Origin of the sequence: Flavobacterium gyeonganense (assembly GCF_029625295.1) — a bacterium.
GTDB lineage: Bacteria > Bacteroidota > Bacteroidia > Flavobacteriales > Flavobacteriaceae > Flavobacterium > Flavobacterium gyeonganense.
The window spans coordinates 4,664,690-4,684,463 of sequence record NZ_CP121112.1 but is presented as its reverse complement, the minus strand read 5'-3'; the positions used below and the strand labels follow the sequence as shown (position 1 = coordinate 4,684,463).

The window sequence follows — 19,774 nt, the reverse complement described above, 5'->3', positions numbered from 1 at the left end:
CAACATTAGATTAAAAATGAAAAAAACACTAGTCTTTTTAATTTTAATATCCACAACATTTAATCTTCATGCAGAAGACGGACATCTTCTTTGGCTACGTGCAAAAAGTACGGGAAAAGTAACTATTGTTTGTTTCAGTAAATCTTCAACTATAGCTATTGCCAAACAGGAGCTGGAACAATCCTGGCAAGGTAAAAACGGAGCTAAACTTCTTTTGACTATAAAAAAATCCAAAGCAATTAAAGGTGATGGTTTTAAAATTTCTGAAAATGAGATTCAGGCCAATACAGAACTAGGAATCTTATATGGTGCTTACGAACTTTTGCGTCGCCAGCAAACTGGCGAAGCAATTCAAAATGAAATATGCAATCCTTCCTACGAGAGAAGAATCTTAAACCATTGGGACAACCTGGATGGCTCAGTAGAACGTGGTTATGCAGGCAAATCAATATTCTGGCATGATATGGAAAAAGGATATGCAGTAACGGATAACGACAGGATATTATGGAAAGAATATGCACGTGCCAACGCTTCTATCGGAATTAATGGTGCAGTTTTGAATAATGTCAATTCTTCAAAACTGATGCTAACCACTGAATGTCTTCAGAAGGTAAAAGCAATTTCGGAAGTTATGCGTCCGTATGGTATAAAAACCTATCTCTCCGTTAAATTTTCATCACCAACTTTAATTGGCGGATTAAAAACGTCAGACCCTTTAAATTCTGAAGTGATTAAATGGTGGAAAGATAAAGCAAAAGAAATTCACAAAATTATACCTGATTTTGGAGGATTCTTAATAAAAGCCAATAGTGAAGGAGAACCTGGCCCACAGGATTTTGGAAGAACTCATGCTGATGGAGCCAACATGCTTGCTGATGTAGTCAAACCTTACGGAGGTATCATTATGTGGCGTGCTTTTGTATATGAAATCAATAGCAAGGACAGGGCGGCTCAGGCTTATAATGAGTTCATGCCGCTTGATGGTCAGTTTCGTGACAACGTAATTATTCAGGTAAAAAACGGACCTGTTGATTTTCAGCCACGCGAACCATTCAATCCGCTCTTTGGAGCAATGAAAAAAACGTCTGTAATGCCTGAATTACAAATTACTCAGGAATATCTTGGACATTCAGAACAATTAGTCTATTTGGCAAAGATGTGGGAAGAGTTCCTGAAAAGTGATACTCATCAGGAAGGGGTAGGAAGTACTGTTGCCCGTACTACTGATGCAAGTATTTTTCCTCAAAAACATACAGCAATTGCAGGTGTAGCTAATATTGGTTTAGACACCAATTGGTGTGGTCATCATTTTGCCCAGTCAAACTGGTATGCGTTTGGCCGAATGGCCTGGAATAACCAAATTACAAGTGAGAAAATAGCAGATGAATGGCTAAAATTAACTTTTTATCCAATCGAAGAAAAAGATAGTAAAGTATCCGATTGGAAAAAAACTTTCTTGAACCTGTAAAGCAACTAATGTTAGAAAGTCATGAGGCAGCTGTAAATTATTCAATGCCACTTGGACTTCATCATATTTTTGCAGGCTTAAACAATACCCATTATGGTCCTGGACCATGGTTTGGACCTAAAGGCATCCGTAGCGATTGGACTGCTGCTTATTATCATAAAGCAGATGCTTCCGGAATTGGCTTTGACCGAACAGAAAAAGGTTCCGGGGCTGTAAATCAATATCATGAGCCACTAAAAAGTCAGTTTGAAAATATTGAGACATGTCCTGAAATATATTTATTATGGTTTCATCATTTACCATGGGATTATAAGATGAAAAATGAACGCATTCTTTGGGATGAACTTTGTTATACTTATGATAAAGGTGTAAAAGAAGTACGAGAATTTCAAAAAATATGGGATAAGGCGCAACCTTATATTGATGAACAGCGTTTTTTTGAAGTGCAAAGTAAACTGCGTCGTCAGAGCAGGGATGCTCAAATATGGAAAGACGGCTGCTTACTTTATTTCCAGCAATTTAGTAAAAGACCGATTCCATTTGATATTGAACGTCCTGTATATAATTTAGATTATTTATCAAAAACTGATTTGACTGATTATTTAAAATAATGGATAGGATTTTCGTGATTAAATACCATTAGCAGCCTTAAAACGTTGTGTAGCAGTATATAGAAGAGCTTCTTTCTTATATAAAGCATTGTAAAGCATCTTTTTTTGTTGTGCCAGTTCCTTAAGCTTATTTAGGGCATCCTCTAATTCATCTTTCTTTAATGTTTTCAGAAGTGCCTGCTGCTCTATATCCTTTTTATCGAATATATGAAGTTCTTTAAGAGATTGATAGTATTCCAGGGAGGCAGTTTTTAGCTGCTGACCTTCTGGGATATCATCAGCAGGTAACCTGTGAATATCTGCTATAATAATATCAAAATCTATCGCCTGCTGATCCACTGCCTTTATAGCGTTTTTATAATCTTCTTTTTCGAGATATTCCAGTTTTTTTCTCCTGAGCCTTTTTTTCCAACAATAATATTAAAGGCTTTGCGCTCCGATTGATCAAGCGACTCCTTAAAATCAGTTGCGTTTGATGAATTACAGGAACTCATTGTTATAAGTAGAAATGCGGTTAGAAAAATACTATATCTGATTATCATGTGGTCTTAATTAGTGTTAATTGTTAAAACTATATTTTTTCTTTTTATACTAATATATTAAAATGATTTTATGAAAAAAAGCAATAAAATTATAATGTATTAAAATTTAAAAAACTTTGTTTGTATAAAAATTGGAGCAGGATAGAAACTTAACCATTTAAACTCGTTTCTGTACTATGTCTTAGATTATTTCGTAAACCCAAATAATAAACCAATTCTGAGCCGAAATTAAAATCAATAAAGCCTTTATAGGTTTATGTTGTGCAGGTTTTTTATTTCTGACATTACAAAAGTGCTCTGCGTACTGCCGATACTTTCGACGGAACCTAATTTATTAAAGACGAAATTCTGGTAATGTTTCATATCCTTTGCGAAAACCTTAAGAATAAAATCATAATCCCCTGAAATGTTATAGCATTCTACTACTTCATCAATTTTCATAATATCCTCGACAAAGCTGTTGCCGATGTTACGATCATGCTGTTTGAGCTTTATGTTGCAAAAAACAATAAATCCATGTCCAAATTTCTCATGGTCAATTAAGGCGATGTATTTTTTGATGTAGCCATTATTCTCCAGCCTTTTTACACGCTGTAGTACAGGAGTTGGTGACAGATTTACCTGCGCGGCAAGTTCCTTGATAGTAAAACTTGAATTGTTTCCTAATATTTTCAACAAAAGCAGATCGGTAGTATCGAGTTCTTCCATAGAATAAAAATCTTTTTAAGTTTCAAAAATACGTTTAAAAAAGTAAATAATACTTGTTTTATCTTGTAAAACAGTTCAATTCTCTTAAGTATCGGTATTAGGAAGCTTTTTTAGTTCTATAAGATAACTTTGCGTAGAAAATTAAACTGAATAAAATTGAAGAAATTATTAAAAGTATTAAGTAAAGCAGGTTTTGACGGTTTTTTATTAATGATTGGCACTATGATTCTGCTGGCTTATTTTTTGCCGAAGCCAGGTATGGTCAAAGAACCTGTTTCGTTGGAAGAGATTGCAAATGTAGGCGTGTCGTTGATTTTCTTTTTTTATGGTTTGAAGTTGAGTGTTGAAAAACTAAAAGCCGGTCTTGCAAACTGGAAAATGCACATTGTGGTTCAGTTAACAACCTTTTTGTTTTTTCCGCTCATCGTTTTGGCTTTTCGCCCCTTGTTTGTCAACTCCGGATTTGAGCTGCTTTGGCTGGGTGTATTTTTTCTGGCGGCTTTACCGTCCACAGTTTCCTCTTCTGTGGTCATGGTTTCCATCGCCAAAGGGAATATTCCCGCTGCGATTTTTAATGCGAGTATTTCAAGTTTGATTGGAGTAGTGGTTACGCCACTGTGGGTTGGACTGTTCATCGCTTCTGCAACAGGCGATTTTGATGTCACTGATATCTTCATAAAGCTGATTCTTCAAGTCTTGCTTCCTGTCATTATCGGTATCTGCCTCAACTCCCGTTTTGGTGCCATTGCGGAAAAATATAAGAAACAGCTCAAATATTTCGATCAGGGAGTTATTCTCACTATCATTTACACATCTTTTTGTAAATCATTCTCTGAGCATCTTTTTGAAGGCTTCACTGTTGTCGAACTTGCCGGGCTCGCTGCGGGGATGATAGGATTATTTTTTGCTGTATTCTTTTGTGTCGGACTGCTCAGTCGTTTGTTTGGCTTTTCAGACGAAGATCGTATTACGGTCTTATTTTGTGGCTCTAAAAAGTCATTGGTTCACGGTACCGTAATGTCTAAAGTGCTCTTTCAGCACAGTACCATCACCGGCATCGTATTGTTGCCACTCATGCTTTACCATGCTTTTCAATTGATTGCCGCCAGCATCATCGCTCAGCGTATGGCTCGACGAAAAGAAGTATAATTTTTATTTATATCCTGTGATCTTTATCTTTTTTGGGAAAGAGCCCAATGAAGCTAAACGTTTAATGAACTTAAATACTCGGTAGAAACAGAATAGGAGCGAAGATCTGCTATTATTTGTCTAATGCTTTTGCTTTAAAGATTAGACAAGTAACTTCACATTAGTAAGCAATTACGTGATTTTAATTTTAAAAACCAATCTAGTGTATAGTAGAGGAAGATTCTTGAAACTCTAATTCAAGTGATTTTTTACACCCGGGAATTGAAACTTAATGGGTTTCTTTGTGAATATTTTTGAAGGAAATATCTCTTCCGTAGAGTCACTTTTGTAAACCACGGAAGAGTGGCAAATAAGGATGCCGTTATCCAAATAGTGGATGGAACTATATCCCAAATTCCTTGCGTATAATTTCTGCTCCTGCGCTTAAAGCACTTAATTTACCTCTTGCCACATTTCGGGACAAAGGAGCCATACCGCAGTTTGTCGAAGGATAAAGATTTTCGATGTCTACAAACTCAAGAGTTTTACGCAGGGTATCAGCAACTTCTTCTGGTGTTTCGATAGTGTTAGTTGCTACATCAATTGCACCAACCATTACTTTTTTGCCACGCACCAGTTCAATTAAATTAAAAGGCACACGTGAGTTATGGCATTCTAATGACACAATATCAATTTTAGATTTTTGAATTTTAGGAAAAATTTCCTCGTACTGACGCCACTCTGAACCCAACGTCTTTTTCCAGTCATTATTGGCTTGTATTCCATAACCGTAGCAGATATGTACCGCAGTTTGGCATTTTAGACCTTCAATAGCACGTTCTAATGCTGCCATTCCCCAATCGTTTACTTCATCAAAGAACACATTAAATGCCGGTTCATCAAACTGGATAATGTCTACACCAGCGTCCTGAAGTTCTCTTGCTTCTTCATTAAGCAGTTTCGCAAATTCCCATGCCAGTTTTTCACGGCTTTTGTAATGGTCATCGTATAAGGTATCTACCATTGTCATCGGACCAGGTAATGCCCATTTTATTGGTTTATCTGTCAGTTTACGTAAAAATTTAACATCTTCAACAAAAACTGCTTTTTGACGTGCAACCTCACCGACAACCACAGGAACACTTGCATCATAACGGTCACGGATTTTTACAATTTTACGATTTTCAAAATCTACACCGCTTAAATGCTCGATAAAAGTGGTTACGAAATGCTGGCGTGTCTGCTCGCCATCACTAATAATATCCACCCCGGCCAATTGCTGTTCCTGCAGAGAAATGCGAAGAGCATCCTGTTTGCCTTCAATTAACTGATCTCCTTCTAATTTCCAGGGTGACCAGAGTTTTTCTGGCGGTGCAAGCCAGGCAGGTTTAGGTAAACTTCCAACAATTGAAGTAGGTACTAATTTATTCATAATAAAATAATTTTTAATGTGTTGTATTAATTAAAGATCAAAATGGGCAGACCATTGTTCTAAGACACTTTTGTAAGGTTTAATAAAATGCTCCTCTGCATATTTACCCTGTTCAACAGCCAGTCGGCTGCGCTCTTCGCGGTCATAAACAACGCGGGTCAGTGAATAATCTTCGTGTTTAAGACTAGGTTGATAGATTCTTCCAGCCGCTGAATTTGAATTGTAAATTTCAGGGCGATAAATCTTCTGGAAAGTCTCCATCGTGCTGATTGAGCTGATTAGTCCAAGATCAGTATAATCAGCAAGCAGATCTCCGGAATGGTAAAAAGCCATCGGCGCCACACTGTTCGGAGGCATGAAAAAACGAACTTTTAAGCCCATTTTAGAGAAATATTCATCAGTGATAGAGTACTCATTTTGCAGATATTCAAAACCCAGAACCGGATGTTGATACTCAGTACGAGTATAAGTTTTGTTGCTCGATACACTTAGACAAATGATTGGTGACATCTTAAAATGTTCTTTATAAGTAGCTGAACTCACAAAGCACTTATAAAGTTTTCCGTGCAAATCACCAAAATTTTCAGGAATGCAAAAATCAGATTTATTTTTATTGTGCTCGATCAATAAAATACTGAAATCATAATCGCGTACGTAAGAAGAAAAATTATTTCCGGCGACACCTTCGATACGCTGGTTAGTCTTACGGTCAAAAATATTCGTTTTTAAAACTTCAATCAATGGGAGATTGTTAATACGATTCTTATCATCAATACTCATTATTACCGTGATGATTTCTAGTTCTAAAAGATAACGATCAGCTTTAGGATTGTCCAAATGAGCCAATGCATTGAATCGATTGTTAATCATATTTAAGGCATTACGTAAGTTTTGCTGACGATTATCTCCTCTGGCCAGGTTTGCAAAATTAGTCGTCAGACGTGTTTGGCTTGAGGGGTGATAGTTTTCATCTAAACAAGTACTCTCGAGCTTGAATGCGAAATCAGACTTAATTGTATTATCTATATTTTCCATATCATTCTTTTCGTTTATTCCTGAATCTGCTAATACGATCGCTTCCATTTAATTCTTTATAGTTATTTGTACTGCAAATTTCAAAATAAAAGATTAATAATTCAAATAATTAAAATTAATAAGACAATTACTCTATTAATATGTTGTTTATAAGCTAAATAATCTTTTTTATAATATTGTAATGAATAAAAACAGATAATTTCTCTTTATATACTTAGATAGGATTGATTTAAAATTCCGATCATCAATTGAATTTGTTGTTGTTTAAAGGTTTTAAAAAGGCAAGTTTTTTAGTTTGATGCTAGTGGCGCTTTATTTTTAATTAATTTTATCTGTTATTAGAAAAAACGCAAAATGATGCTACAGCTTGAAAAAAACATAACTGCTCATATTTTATTATCCCAAAATGAAATGAAATCATTCTGCAATTTATTTAAGCATAAAACCATTCAAAAAAAAGTTTCTTACTTCGTGAAGGGGAAATCTGCCGTTTTGAAGGTTTTGTAATAAAAGGGCTTTTCAGGGTTTTCCATATTGATGCCAATGGTTTTGAACAGGTGCTTTATTTTGCCTGCGAAAATTGGTGGATAACAGATATGACAGCTTTACCAATGAAATGCCTTCACAGCTTTTTATAGAAGCGATTGAAGACAGCGAAATACTCGTTATATCTAAAAAAGACAAGGAGTTTGCTTATTCCAATCTGCCTCAGATTGAGAAACTCTTTCGCATTATGACGCAAAAGACACATGTTGCGCTCCAACGAAGGATGATCGATAATTTGAGTAAAACCGCAGAAGCCAGATATATTGATTTTTCAGAAAAATACCCAGAGCTTGTACAGCGTCTGTCAAATATTCAAATAGCGGCTTATCTGGGCATAACCAATGTGTTTCTAAGTAATATACGCCGAAAAATGGCTTTAAAAAAAGAATACTGATGAGTGTTTTTTAAACTACTTTAATGTTTTTAAGGTACTTTCTGATGAATCTTTGCATTATAAATAATCATTAAAATAAAAAAAATGAAATTAATATATGTGATGGATCCTCTCTGCGGCTGGTGTTATGGCAACAGCGTAAATATCCTGAAATTACACGATAAATATAAAGATGTATTGGATTTTGAAATTCTTCCTGCAGGAATGTGGGCAGGTGAAAATGTTCGAAAACAGACTAAACATATTGCAGCTTACATCAAAAAACATGATCCACAGATCCAGCAGTTAACAGGTACAGAATTTGGGGCAGATTATTTCAAATTTATAGAAAATGAAAATGTAATTCTGGACAGCGAAATTCCTTCAAGGGCAATTATTTCTGTGACCAGATTATGGCCTGAAATAGTAATTCCATTTACGGTGGAAGTTCAAAGGTCTCGTTACTGGTATGGAAAAGATTTAAGTAATGAAGAGACTTATTTAACCATCTGTGATACTCTAAATTTAGATAAAAATGAATTTCTGAATACTTTTCATTCGAAAACAGTAAAAGAAGAAACTCTCAATACATTCTCAAGAGCATTGTATTACGCGAATTCTTATCCAACGCTGCTGGCAGAAAAAAGCAATGAAACCTATATTTTAGAACAGGGTTACGCTGCTTTTGAAACGATAACTGAACAAATAGACGCACTACTTTTATTAAACTAGTTTAAAGCTTTAAGATTTCTCAATTTATAATTTTGTCTGGTATAATGAATGCAAGAAAAAAATCAATTTATCAATACACTATTCTAATTTATATATCATGGAATCACAAGAAAGAATTTTAAAAAAAATCAAAACTAATATCTTAGATATTAAAGTGTTCAATGCTTCAGAAAACAGCTTTGGTGTAGCCTCAGTTATAATCTCAGGAAAAAAAGATGCGGTTTTAATTGATGCGCAGTTTACTTTGGCGGATGCCGAATATGTGGCGGAAGAGATTAAAAAAAGTGGTAAAAAGTTAACGACAATTTATGTTTCTCACGGCGATCCTGATTTTTATTTTGGCTTGGAAACATTTAAGAAATATTTCCCTGAGGTTACTGCATATGCTGCGCCTGTAACCATAGAACATATTAAAGCAACTGCTCAGAAGAAATTAGAAGTATGGGGAGAAAGATTAGGAAATCAGATTACATCAAATGCAGTAGTGCCACAAGTTTTAAAAGGTAATACAATTGAACTTGAAGGGCATAACCTGGAAATTATTGGATTAAAATATTTTCCAGATAGAACATTTGTGTGGATCCCAGCTGAAAAAACAGTAGTAGGCGGTATTAATGTTTTTGGAACTACTTTTAACCCTTGGATGGCAGACGCGCAGACTCCGGAGTCACGCAATAACTGGATTTCAGTGTTAAATGAAATTAAGAAATTAGAACCAGAAATTGTAATTCCTGCCCATGTATCTTCAAACTCTTCTTTTGATAGCAGTGCGGTAGATCATACTATCAATTATATTGAATTTTATGAAGAAGCATTAAAGGAAAATAAAACTTCTGAAGATTTATTAAAAGCAATAAAAGCTAAATATCCAGCTCTTACCTTTGAAACTGCTTTAGTAATTGGAGCTAAAGTAAATACTGGAGAAATGAAATGGTAATATAAATTAACAGCCTGTGATGTTTTTGATTTCAGGCTGTTTTTATAATCTAATAATATGACAAATCTTGATATTATAAAAAGTACATACGAGGGTAAAACTTCTGAGGAAAATGGAAAAAACCTTGCCCAATATGCTGCAGATAATATTTCATGGACAGAAGCAAAAGGTTTTCCTTATGGAGGAACTTATGTTGGTATAGAAAATATTTTTGAAAATGTATTCAGCCGATTAGGAAGTGAATGGATCGATTATAAATTTACTCCTGAAGATTATCTCTGGGTCGAAGACAATGTTTTAGCTTACGGCACTTACAGCGGTACTTATAAGAGATCTGGAAAGTTTTTTACTGCAAGAGTCTGTTATTTATGGAAATTAAATGCCGGAAAAATTATCAGTTTTGAACAGTTTGTGGATAGTCAGACCGTAAATGATGCCCTTAAGTAAAAAAGATGGGCTTCAAAAAAAAGTCATAAAAGCAAATCAGGTTTATAATTTTTCTCCTGACCAGCTGCAATAATAATCAATAATAAGAAGAATTATCTGGGAAACCTTATTTTATTTTTGAAAACTGCATTCAAAAGGATTTGTTACAAATTCTAAATAAGAATTAGTATGATTTAATATTTAACCCTTACTTAATCCAGTAAGGGTTAAAATTTATACAATACACTAAATATAGTTTTACTAATCTTAAAAATTATATTTTTTTTAATTACTATTCAATTAATATTTTTTTGGTAGTTGTACCTGAATTTTGATATATCGTCACAAAATATAAACCCTTTGCAAGTTTTACTCTAATAAGTTCATTAGTATTAGACTTTAGATTTTTTGTTTCGTATAATTGCTCGCCATTAACTGAGTATAGTGCTAAAGAATAATTTTCGTCAGATTGTGAATATAAATAGATGTTAAACTCTCCTCCCGTTGCTGGATTAGGATATATTTTGACATTCGTGTTGATTTCTATATTATCTGTTGCGGTATTTTTCTCAATTGCAGTTTTTGCAGTAGCAGTTCCTACTTTATTGAACTTAAATAATTGACATGAAGTTCCGTAATATTCCCAAAGCTGGAGATTTGCTGTACCGTCCATATTGCAATTAGATATATCCCAGCCTTTTGATGTATTAACGGCAGATTTTATACTATAATAGCCATTGCCAACATCTGTTACCAGCCATTTTTGAGCATCATTACTATAACTATCCCAAAGTCTTATCGATTTACCATTCGTTGGGTCTGCACTCTCAAGATCTATTACACGTCCTGTTGGACTCGCGTTTGATTTAAAACGCCAATATCCGTTACCTGCGTCAACAGCAATCCATTGCTGTGCTGTTGCTCCTGATTTATCCCAAGGACGAATTACAGTACCATTTGCATTAGTCCCATATTTAAGATCCAGGACTTTATTTGAGTTTGTTTTAAATTCAATTTCATAAACAGCATTATTTATTAGAGTACTGCAGCTTTGCGAGGGTATATTATTGTTTGCATATTCAGAGAACCATTGCTTAACTGGTGCAGCGCAAGATTCCCAACTGTTGTTGAAAGCGGTTGTAACATTATAGGGATCTCCGTTTGTTATCAATCCTTCTGGAGCAAGTAAATTCCAACTGCAATTTCCTGTGGCATCAATCCTTCCTTTCAAATTCAGACCAAAACCGCTTGTCGTTCCCTGACCCCATGTTTGATCACCAGAAGGAGACCAATCTGTTTCGGTTACCATAATAGGTGCTACATTAGCAATCGGTTGTACATTAGCATTCCAGGCATTATTAAAACTGGTGGTATTTTCTGCATTTGCCCCCCAATATCCTGGATAAACATGCACAGCATAGCCTATATTTCCTCCTGTTATTAAATGATTTGGATATCCCTGGTAATGAGACTGATACCCTGTTCCTGGTATCCAGCAAACATTATTGGCACCATTAGCTCTAATTCTATTTACTAAATCCTGGAAGAAATTATGTAAAGCGGCAAAATGCTCATCGCCAGTAGCTCCCCAATTTCCATTTGTTCCGAGTATTTGTATAGGCTCATTGGCTAATTCAAACATAACATTATCTACATTCTTTAAATTTGGATGGTTTGATAAATACTGCCATACAGTTCTTAAGTAATTATGGTAGGTGTCTCCAAAAGCAATTCGGTCAGGACATACTCCTGGAGGACGAAGTACAACATAGAGACCTCTGCTTCTGGCATGATTAATTAAAGGAATTATAACCTGATCAACATAAGTTACCAGTCTATTGTAATTAAAACATGAAATGTTGTTTTCGCCCGCAGAACAGCCAGGTGTATTGGTCCAGTAAGGATCAATATGAAGTCTTATATAATTTAATTTCCATCCGTTATTTGTGTTTGTGAGTGCATCCATAACAGCATTATTATAATTTAGACAACCCTGGACATTATAATTGTCCCAACGGCATTGATTATACGAGCAGCCATTAAACCAGGGACTGGGTGTTATGGCAACACCATGGAGTAAAACATTTTTTCCACAGGGATCCTTTAAATTTTTGCCTTCAATATGCAGGGGAGGTAGTGGCATTCCTGGCCATGCAAATAATTCCATTAGAGGAATAAAAACTAAAAATAGAAAAAGTAATTTTCGTAATCTTTTCATAACTTATGGTTTTAATAGTTAGTAAATAACCTTCTGATAAGTAGGTTTTTACTGCTAATTTAACGATAAATATTTTTAAAAAACAACCGATTGTTTTATTTTTTTTAAGAAAATTCTTCTGGGATTTTAAAACTGGATGAAAAAGAAATTAAATAAGATTATAAATTAGCTAATTACTTTTATTTTTTTCAATTTTTATTTCCATATCCAGACTATGATAGTGATAATATTATAAGTTAAATTTACGCAGTGTCCCGAGTAGTGACAGGGATATTGACGAATTAGACATCTTTTATGATGATTTGAAAAATTCTCTTACCAAGTGTGGTATTCTGTCTTTTATTAGCTTTATGAAAAAAAATAAAAACTATTATGAGGTCTTTATAAAGATTGTTATACTTAATAGTAGAAACGAAAAATGGCGCCAATTGTCTTCAATTGGTGCCATTTGGCTCTGATATTTTTTAATTTATTTAATTTAAAAGATACAGCCTTAATTTTTGTGGCAAAAAAGGTTTCATTCTACCAGATGTTAACCTTAATTAAAAAATTGTTCTCTATATTCTGTAGGTGTTAAACCAACTTCTTTTTTAAAAAGCCTTGAAAAATAGGGTGGATTTTCAAAACCTAATTGATATGCAGTTTCTGCTACGGTTTTATCTGTATTCATTAAAATATTCTTGGCTTCGATAACCAATGCGATATGAATATGTTCCAGTGCTGTTTTGCCTGTTTCTTGTTTTAATAAATCACTTAAATATTTTGGTGACAGGGATAACTTTCCAGCCATATATTTTACAGATGGCAGGCCTTTTCTTTGAAGATCTCCATCTTCAAAATATTGTTTCAGTATGTCAGTAAATTTAGTGATTATGGTACCTGATAAAGAAGATCTATTTAAGAATTGTCGCTTATAAAAACGCTGGGCGTATTTTAAAATAGAATCTATATGGGTAAGTATTATATCTTTACTGTACTCATCCTGATTATTGTAATATTCCAGCTTTATCTTGTTGAATAACTCCCATATAATGTGTTCTTCTTTTGGAGAGAGATGTAAAGCTTCGTTTACCTCGTAATCAAAATATCCATATTTATTTATTTCTGAATGAAGGTTATGGTTCACAAAAAAATCTTCGTGGATATATAATAGAAATCCTTTTTCACTTGTTTCCACATTATTCATTAATATTTTCTGATGCGGTTTTAAAAAAGCCAAAGATCCATTTTCGTGGTCGTATTTTGTTTTACCGTATTGAAATATCCCTGATTTTAATTTTGTTAAGGCAATTGTATAAAATGCCATAGTAAATTCCCTCTCGATGAAAGTACATTTTTCTGACTCCTCAAAAGTTAGGATGCCCATCAGTGGATTTTCAGGCGGTGGAAATCCGTTTAATTTATAGAGCTCACTTATCGTTTTGTAATGTTTCATAAGCGCTGTTCTTACTTAATATTATAATATTTTTTTTAAAAGAATTAAAGGTTTTCAGCCTTCAGTACATTAACTTTTTCAAGAGAGTACACATTATACTTTTGTAACAATTACGGTTAATTTTTCTGATTTTTTCTATTTTGCCCTAAAAAAATTACAACCTATAAAATTTAAAGGCTAGTCCTTCACCTGAAAAAATCCCTTGGCTATTTGAATGAATTCCTGTAGTTTTTTGGGTATCGCCAGTTCATCTGCTTTAGACATACTTAAAACTTCGTCTGCTTTTTCTTCATCAGAAGCAAGCTCTACCCAATTTGGATTGATAATAAGACCGTGTCCAACAGCCACCAACGACAACCCCATCTTTATTGCCTCGATAGCATCTTTAAACTGTTTGATGCCTCCCGCAGCAATCACTGGAACTCTGTGATGAACGTGATCAAGTACCAATTTTAAAATAGTCTCATCCTTATTTTCATTATCTATAGGCTTTTGCGACAGCAGATCTGTAAGTGAAACGTGGAGATAATCAATCCCGCAGTCAATGAGTTTATCAATCAACGGCAGGATATCTTTCACTCTATAACTTTCAGGCTCTTCTGGTGATATTCTGAAACCTATCATAAATGGTTGGTCTGCATACTTTTTAATTATACTCTGAATTTCTTTGATCACTTCTACTGCAAAATTCATTCGTTTTTCGGCAGATCCACCCCAGTGATCTGTTCTTTGATTATAATAGGGTGAAAAGAAATTTTGCAATAGGAATCCGTGAGCGCCATGCAGCTCTACTCCGTCAAAACCTGCCCTTATTGCTCTGTGAGCAGTTTCACCAAAAGCTTTTATCATTTCCAGAATTTCTTCATTTGAAAGTTCACGAGATACAACACCTCCTTCATAAAACATCGACGGTGCTAATGCTATAGGACTTGCACTTACCGGAATACTATCAGGAATAAGATTCAAAACTGCTTTATTTCCAGCGTGATAAATTTGAAGTATGGCAGGTGAGCCGCCTTTTTTTGCTGCAGCGGCCATTTTTTTAAGCCCTGGCAGAAAAGAGTCGTCGTAAGAGGCATATTCATTGTTAAAACCAATTCCGTTTGCCATAACTCTCGTACAGCCTGTTATTACCAAGCCAACGTTTCCGCTTCGGGCTTCATAATGCTTTATTTCATCATCTGATACTGTATAATCATCATTGCTGGCCCAGGTTGTCATTGGTGCCATGGCAATCCTGTTTTTAGTTTCGATCCCATTTTTAAATGTAAAACTTTGGAATAATTGTTTTGTATTTGTTGTCTTGCTCATTATTTAATTTTTATGTTGTTAAATGATGATGCAAAATTGGGACATTAAAAATCCTGTAAGTTATACAAAAGGCGGTAGATGTGACACAAATTACGGAATGGAGCTTTTGTAAACTGTTTTCATGATCCAAATTATTGACCATATATTTAATATTAATAAATATACGATTCTGCCACAAAAACGAGAGTGCTGAATTATTAAAAATATCGCCTTAGATTTTGTAACAGAAAAGGTATCAAGTCTAATCAACAAATTACGATAAATCAAAGAGAAAAAAATCCTATATCCTTAGCGGGATTTCGAACCGTCGTCCAGTTTCGATTAAATCTCTAATAAAGCCACTTTAAGACTGTCCTATTTTAAACACACTAAGAATTCCTCGTGGAAAATTCGAATCACAAATGTTACTCCATAAAGACTTGAAAAATCTAGATATCCATGTATAAAAAAAGAGACAACCATTTAAAAAGAAACAATCAATAAATTAGGTATCTTTCTTGCGTTAATTGTCTTTTACAAAACATCTACACTCATGGTATAAACCGCGCACGTGTTGAAGCTAAGATTTTAAAACCCTTAAAATGTTTATAATTCACTTATTTTTAAGTAATTAACATGGTATTTTGTCCCCTGTTTAATAGCGATATGTCTCCTGTATTAGAATTTGATTTCTATAGTTTTGGTTTAACAAGAAAAGTAGTTTACTTGTTGAAATTATTTACTAACCAATCAAACCAAAAAACATGAAACAAAAATTTTTATTATGGACTTTTTTAGCTTTCTTTTCGATGCAGATGAAAGCACAAACCTACGACATCGTAGTTGCTAAGGATGGCAGTGGTAATTATACCACAGTACAGGCTGCTGTGAATGCAGCTCCTTCTAATAGTTCGGCCAGAACTGAAATTTACATTAAAAATGGGACTTATTATGAAGTAATTACGGTTCCTTCAAATAAAACCAATCTGACATTCATAGGGCAAAGTTCGACTGGAACAATTTTAACCTATAATAATTACGCCAGCAAAATTAATCCGGCTACAGGAGCTGCGTATGGAACTTCTAATTCAGCCAGTACTTTCATCAATGGTGCAGGATTTTATGCATTAAACCTTACATTCTCTAATTCTTCAGGACCCGTTGGACAGGCTGTAGCGGTTCGTTCTACTGCAGACAAAGCAGTTTTTAAGAACTGCCGTTTTTTAGGAAACCAGGATACTTATTATCCCCACAGCGGAAGGTCTTACCATGAAAATTGCTATTTCGAAGGCACTACAGACTTTATTTTTGGAGGAGCCATTGCCTATTTTCAAAACTGCCAGCTTTATACTAAAGGGGGAACTTCTGTCACAGCTGCTAATACCCCATCTCATCTGGCTTATGGATTTGTATTCAATAACTGCCAGATTACAGGTTCAGGAAGCAATATTACAGATTTGGGCCGCCCTTGGGGAGGATATGCATCGGTTACTTTTATGAATACCAGTATGACCAATGCTATTAAGGCGGCAGGCTGGAACGACTGGGGTAATGCTGCTAACCAGTCTACAGCACGTTTTGCAGAATATAATAACTCAGGAGCTGGTAATGTTCCTTCTTCCAGAGTTTCATGGGCAAAAAAATTAACCGCTGCTCAGGCTGCTTCTTATACTAAATCAAATGTTTTAAAAGCAAATAATGCCAACCCTCAGGTCACTGATAACTGGAATCCGGACTCTATAATTAATTCGGTTACAGGTGGAGGAACAGCTTTCCAGACTATTCAGGCCGAAAGTTACAGCAGCCAATCGGGAACTCAGAATGAAGCCAGTTCCGAGGGCACTGACAATGTAGGATATATCAATAACGGTGACTGGGTTATGTTTGAAGACATAAACTTTGGTTCAGGAGCAGGCAGTTTTCTGGCAAGAGCTGCAACAGCCGGAATCGGAGGAACTATTTCAATCCTATTAGGAGGAACATCCGGTACACTTATCGGAACTTGTAATATTACACCAACAGGCGGATGGCAAACCTATACAAATTTCACATGTGCTGTAAGTCAGGTGTCAGGAATACATGATGTCTATCTTGTTTTTCAGGGCGGAAGCGGTTATTTATACAATCTTAATCATATTAGTTTTTCTGTACCCCAGGCAGCAGCTTTATTGACAAAACACGGAGCCGGAGGGTCCAGCCAAACAGTAGGCATTAATACGGCTATTACAGGTTTTTATTATAGCTGGCAAAATGCTACAACAGTAAATGTAACAGGATTACCATCTGGTGTCAATGCTGCCATAAACAATACAGCCAAAACGATAACCTTCAGCGGAACACCAACTGTGAGTGGTACTTTTAACTACACCATTACAACCGTTGGCGGTTCACCTAATACAACAAAATCAGGGACTTTAACAGTAACCGCAGCTACTCAAAAGAGTGCTTCTACTCAAAAAGCTGCTGCTGCTCTGGCAGTTACTTCTCCAGCGTTTCCGGGTGCCGAAGGTTTTGGGCGATATACAACTGGTGGTCGTGGCGGACAGGTAATCTATGTTACCAATCTGAATGATTCAGGTGCAGGAAGTTTAAGGGCAGCTGTTACAGCAACGGGAACCAGAACAGTTATGTTTAAAGTTTCGGGAATCATTGCGCTTAATTCAGATTTAAGAATTAACAATGGAAATATCACCATAGCAGGTCAGACTGCCCCAGGTGATGGAATCTGTCTGAAAAATTATTCTGTAAATATAGATGCTGATAATGTTATCATTAGATATATTCGTTTCAGAATGGGTGACCAGGCACAACATGAAGGCGATGCGATAGGCGGACGAAACCATAAAAATATTATCATTGACCACTGCTCTATGAGCTGGAGTACAGACGAATGTGCTTCCTTTTATGATAATGAGAACTTTACTATGCAATGGTGCCTGATGTCTGAAAGTTTACGTGTTTCTGTTCATGATAAGGGAATTCATGGTTATGGTGGAATCTGGGGTGGAAAAAAAGCCTCATTTCATCATAATATGTTAGCGCATCATGATAGCCGAAATGTCCGTTTTTGTGGCAGCAGGTACTCGGGACTTCCTAATCTTGAGCATGTTGATTTTAGAAATAATGTTATTTATAACTGGGGCGGCAATAGTGCTTATGCTGCTGAAGGAGGCTCCTACAACCTTACCAATAATTATTACAAGGCAGGTCCGGCAACAGGTTCGGGCGTAAACGACAGAATCATATCTCCAGGTCAGGATGATGGATCTAACAACCAGGCTGCAGGTGTTTGGGGCAAGTTTTACGTTAATGGAAATCATACTACCGTAAACTCTGCCACTACAGACAATAATTGGAATGGAGTTGATCCTAATCCATCTTCAAAAAGCAAAACGGAACTTCGTGTAAATACTGAATATGACTTCGGTCAAATGACTACTCATTCGGCAGCAAATGCATATAATCGTGTATTGGCGTATGTAGGTGCCAGTCTTAAACGTGATGCAGTTGACAACAGAATAGTGTTAGAGGCAACAAATGGGAATTTTACTTATACTGGATCAAACGGAAGCACAAAAGGTCTGATAGATACACAATCTGATGTTGGAGGATGGCCTGTATACAATTCCACTACAGCGCCAACGGATACGGATAATGACGGAATACCCAATAGCTGGGAAAGTGCTAATGGTTTGAATAGTAATAATGTTTCTGATGGAATATTATATACACTCAGCCCAATATATACTAATCTAGAAGTTTATATTAATGAATTGGTAGGAACTATCACTGCAAATCAAAATCAAAACGGGACTGCCAATTATACAGAATTGACTAGCACAGCTACTCTTGTGAAACATGGTGCAGGTTCAGCAAATCAAACGGTAAGTCTAAATACACCAATAGTTGGCTTTAATTATTCATGGACGAATGCTGCCTCTGCCACTGCTTCAGGATTACCTGCTGGTGTTACTGCAGTAGTTAATGTTTCTGCACAAACTATTACCATAAGCGGAACTCCTACTCAATCAGGTACATTCAATTTCACAGTAATAACTACAGGTGGTTCCCCAAGCGCATCAGTATCAGGTACGATTTCTGTAACTGGCAATTCTACTATTGCCGAAATTTCTATTGATGAAAATCAAATTGGATTCTGCTCAGTCGAAGGCACTATAGATAGCAATAATGCCGGATTCCAGGGTGCTGGTTTTGCCAATACCAATAATGCCGTAGGGGCAGGAATTGAATGGTCTGTGAATACTTCTTCCGGAAATTACATGCTTCGTTGGAAATATTCTAATGGAGGAACAACTGCCAGACCAGGTAAAGTAATAGTGGATGGCGTTACATTGGCTTCTGCAGATTTTAACCCTACAACTAATTGGACTACCTGGGCTGAGAATTCAAGCTCTTTAGTTACAGTAACTCTTTCTGGAGGGAATCATATCATCAGATTAGAAGCGACAACAGCATCCGGTTTGGCTAACATCGATAAAATAGAGGTTGAAGGAATTAATCCTACACCAGTTAGTTGTGGAAGTACATCTAAAATAGCTCTTTCTGACAATACAATAGTTGACGTTGATGAAGCTAAGACTGAATTGAAAACCTATCCTGTGCCATTTAAAAATGAATTTTATATCGATCTTGGTACTATCGGAAAGGTTAAACAGATTTTAGTATTCAATATGCTTGGATTACAAATTTACGCAATAAACGAAATTAACGATTCAACAGTCAAAGTGAATATTGATGGCAGTGCAGGCATATATTTAATTAAAATAATTACTGTAAACGGTGTTGTAAATAAAACCATTCTCAAAGAATAGGTTTATAATCTAAGTGTTAATGTTAAAACCTATCAGAAACTAAAAATTTCTGATAGGTTTT

Annotated in this window: 14 protein-coding genes and 1 pseudogene; 8 read left to right on the top strand and 7 right to left on the bottom strand. The window is 35.5% G+C overall.

Annotated elements, in window-relative coordinates:
- The first annotated feature begins 16 nt into the window (after positions 1-16).
- A complete protein-coding gene (locus P5P89_RS19960; RefSeq protein ID WP_278009898.1) occupies positions 17-1,468 on the top strand; it encodes a hypothetical protein in 1,452 nt (483 codons plus the stop codon).
- Between the two features lie 8 nt (positions 1,469-1,476).
- Positions 1,477-2,079, top strand: coding sequence for a hypothetical protein (locus P5P89_RS19955; protein ID WP_278009897.1), 603 nt, complete (start codon positions 1,477-1,479; stop codon positions 2,077-2,079).
- 18 nt (positions 2,080-2,097) lie between these two features.
- On the opposite strand, the gene P5P89_RS19950 is transcribed toward P5P89_RS19955, so the two are convergent.
- On the bottom strand, positions 2,098-2,418 hold the full coding sequence (locus P5P89_RS19950; RefSeq protein ID WP_278009896.1) for a hypothetical protein: 321 nt from the start codon (positions 2,416-2,418) through the stop codon (positions 2,098-2,100).
- Between the two features lie 449 nt (positions 2,419-2,867).
- Positions 2,868-3,329, bottom strand: a complete 462-nt coding sequence (locus tag P5P89_RS19945) for an Lrp/AsnC family transcriptional regulator (RefSeq protein WP_125720493.1) — start codon at positions 3,327-3,329, stop codon at positions 2,868-2,870.
- Between the two features lie 156 nt (positions 3,330-3,485).
- Between P5P89_RS19945 and P5P89_RS19940 the strand changes: the two genes are divergently transcribed.
- The gene (locus P5P89_RS19940) at positions 3,486-4,478 is read left to right on the top strand and encodes a bile acid:sodium symporter family protein (protein WP_278009895.1); all 993 of its coding nucleotides are present in this window, start codon (positions 3,486-3,488) and stop codon (positions 4,476-4,478) included.
- Between the two features lie 382 nt (positions 4,479-4,860).
- Here the strand turns inward: P5P89_RS19940 and P5P89_RS19935 are convergent, their stop codons facing one another.
- Together P5P89_RS19935 and P5P89_RS19930 are read right to left on the bottom strand one after the other, a co-directional pair.
- The gene (locus P5P89_RS19935) at positions 4,861-5,889 is read right to left on the bottom strand and encodes a methionine synthase (RefSeq protein ID WP_278009894.1); all 1,029 of its coding nucleotides are present in this window, start codon (positions 5,887-5,889) and stop codon (positions 4,861-4,863) included.
- 30 nt (positions 5,890-5,919) lie between these two features.
- Positions 5,920-6,972, bottom strand: coding sequence for a DUF1852 domain-containing protein (locus tag P5P89_RS19930; protein WP_278009893.1), 1,053 nt, complete (start codon positions 6,970-6,972; stop codon positions 5,920-5,922).
- Between the two features lie 309 nt (positions 6,973-7,281).
- Here P5P89_RS19930 and P5P89_RS19925 point away from each other — a divergent pair.
- The 4 genes and pseudogenes from P5P89_RS19925 to P5P89_RS19910 all read left to right on the top strand — a co-directional run bounded on the left by P5P89_RS19925 (position 7,282) and on the right by P5P89_RS19910 (position 9,959).
- Positions 7,282-7,864: pseudogene (locus P5P89_RS19925) on the top strand (Crp/Fnr family transcriptional regulator).
- Between the two features lie 84 nt (positions 7,865-7,948).
- On the top strand, positions 7,949-8,575 hold the full coding sequence (locus P5P89_RS19920; RefSeq protein WP_278009892.1) for a DsbA family protein: 627 nt from the start codon (positions 7,949-7,951) through the stop codon (positions 8,573-8,575).
- 97 nt (positions 8,576-8,672) lie between these two features.
- Entirely contained in the window at positions 8,673-9,512 is an 840-nt protein-coding gene (locus P5P89_RS19915) for an MBL fold metallo-hydrolase (protein ID WP_278009891.1), read from the top strand.
- A gap of 57 nt (positions 9,513-9,569) precedes the next feature.
- A complete protein-coding gene (locus P5P89_RS19910; RefSeq protein ID WP_278009890.1) occupies positions 9,570-9,959 on the top strand; it encodes a nuclear transport factor 2 family protein in 390 nt (129 codons plus the stop codon).
- A gap of 271 nt (positions 9,960-10,230) precedes the next feature.
- Here P5P89_RS19910 and P5P89_RS19905 read toward each other — a convergent pair whose 3' ends face one another.
- The 3 genes from P5P89_RS19905 to P5P89_RS19895 all read right to left on the bottom strand — a co-directional run bounded on the left by P5P89_RS19905 (position 10,231) and on the right by P5P89_RS19895 (position 14,902).
- Positions 10,231-12,156, bottom strand: a complete 1,926-nt coding sequence (locus tag P5P89_RS19905; protein ID WP_278009889.1) for an RICIN domain-containing protein — start codon at positions 12,154-12,156, stop codon at positions 10,231-10,233.
- Positions 12,157-12,694: 538 nt separating this feature from the next.
- Entirely contained in the window at positions 12,695-13,591 is an 897-nt protein-coding gene (locus tag P5P89_RS19900) for a helix-turn-helix domain-containing protein (RefSeq protein ID WP_278009888.1), read from the bottom strand.
- Positions 13,592-13,768: 177 nt separating this feature from the next.
- Positions 13,769-14,902 carry an NADH-dependent flavin oxidoreductase gene (locus P5P89_RS19895; RefSeq protein WP_278009887.1) on the bottom strand — a complete coding sequence of 378 codons (1,134 nt, stop codon included), beginning with the start codon at positions 14,900-14,902 and terminating at the stop codon, positions 13,769-13,771.
- A 743-nt stretch (positions 14,903-15,645) separates the two neighbouring features.
- Here P5P89_RS19895 and P5P89_RS19890 point away from each other — a divergent pair.
- Entirely contained in the window at positions 15,646-19,713 is a 4,068-nt protein-coding gene (locus P5P89_RS19890) for a pectinesterase family protein (RefSeq protein ID WP_278009886.1), read from the top strand.
- Positions 19,714-19,774 lie beyond the last annotated feature (61 nt).

Excerpts from the sequence above, each read along its gene's own strand:
- P5P89_RS19935 (WP_278009894.1), bottom strand. The coding sequence starts at position 5,889 with ATGAATAAATTAGTACCTACTTCAATTGTTGGAAGTTTACCTAAACCT.
- P5P89_RS19930 (WP_278009893.1), bottom strand. The coding sequence starts at position 6,972 with ATGGAAGCGATCGTATTAGCAGATTCAGGAATAAACGAAAAGAATGAT.
- P5P89_RS19900 (WP_278009888.1), bottom strand. The coding sequence starts at position 13,591 with ATGAAACATTACAAAACGATAAGTGAGCTCTATAAATTAAACGGATTT.
- P5P89_RS19960 (WP_278009898.1), top strand. The coding sequence starts at position 17 with ATGAAAAAAACACTAGTCTTTTTAATTTTAATATCCACAACATTTAAT.
- P5P89_RS19905 (WP_278009889.1), bottom strand. The coding sequence starts at position 12,156 with ATGAAAAGATTACGAAAATTACTTTTTCTATTTTTAGTTTTTATTCCT.
- P5P89_RS19955 (WP_278009897.1), top strand. The coding sequence starts at position 1,477 with ATGTTAGAAAGTCATGAGGCAGCTGTAAATTATTCAATGCCACTTGGA.
- P5P89_RS19895 (WP_278009887.1), bottom strand. The coding sequence starts at position 14,902 with ATGAGCAAGACAACAAATACAAAACAATTATTCCAAAGTTTTACATTT.
- P5P89_RS19945 (WP_125720493.1), bottom strand. The coding sequence starts at position 3,329 with ATGGAAGAACTCGATACTACCGATCTGCTTTTGTTGAAAATATTAGGA.
- P5P89_RS19915 (WP_278009891.1), top strand. The coding sequence starts at position 8,673 with ATGGAATCACAAGAAAGAATTTTAAAAAAAATCAAAACTAATATCTTA.
- P5P89_RS19920 (WP_278009892.1), top strand. The coding sequence starts at position 7,949 with ATGAAATTAATATATGTGATGGATCCTCTCTGCGGCTGGTGTTATGGC.
- P5P89_RS19890 (WP_278009886.1), top strand. The coding sequence starts at position 15,646 with ATGAAACAAAAATTTTTATTATGGACTTTTTTAGCTTTCTTTTCGATG.
- P5P89_RS19910 (WP_278009890.1), top strand. The coding sequence starts at position 9,570 with ATGACAAATCTTGATATTATAAAAAGTACATACGAGGGTAAAACTTCT.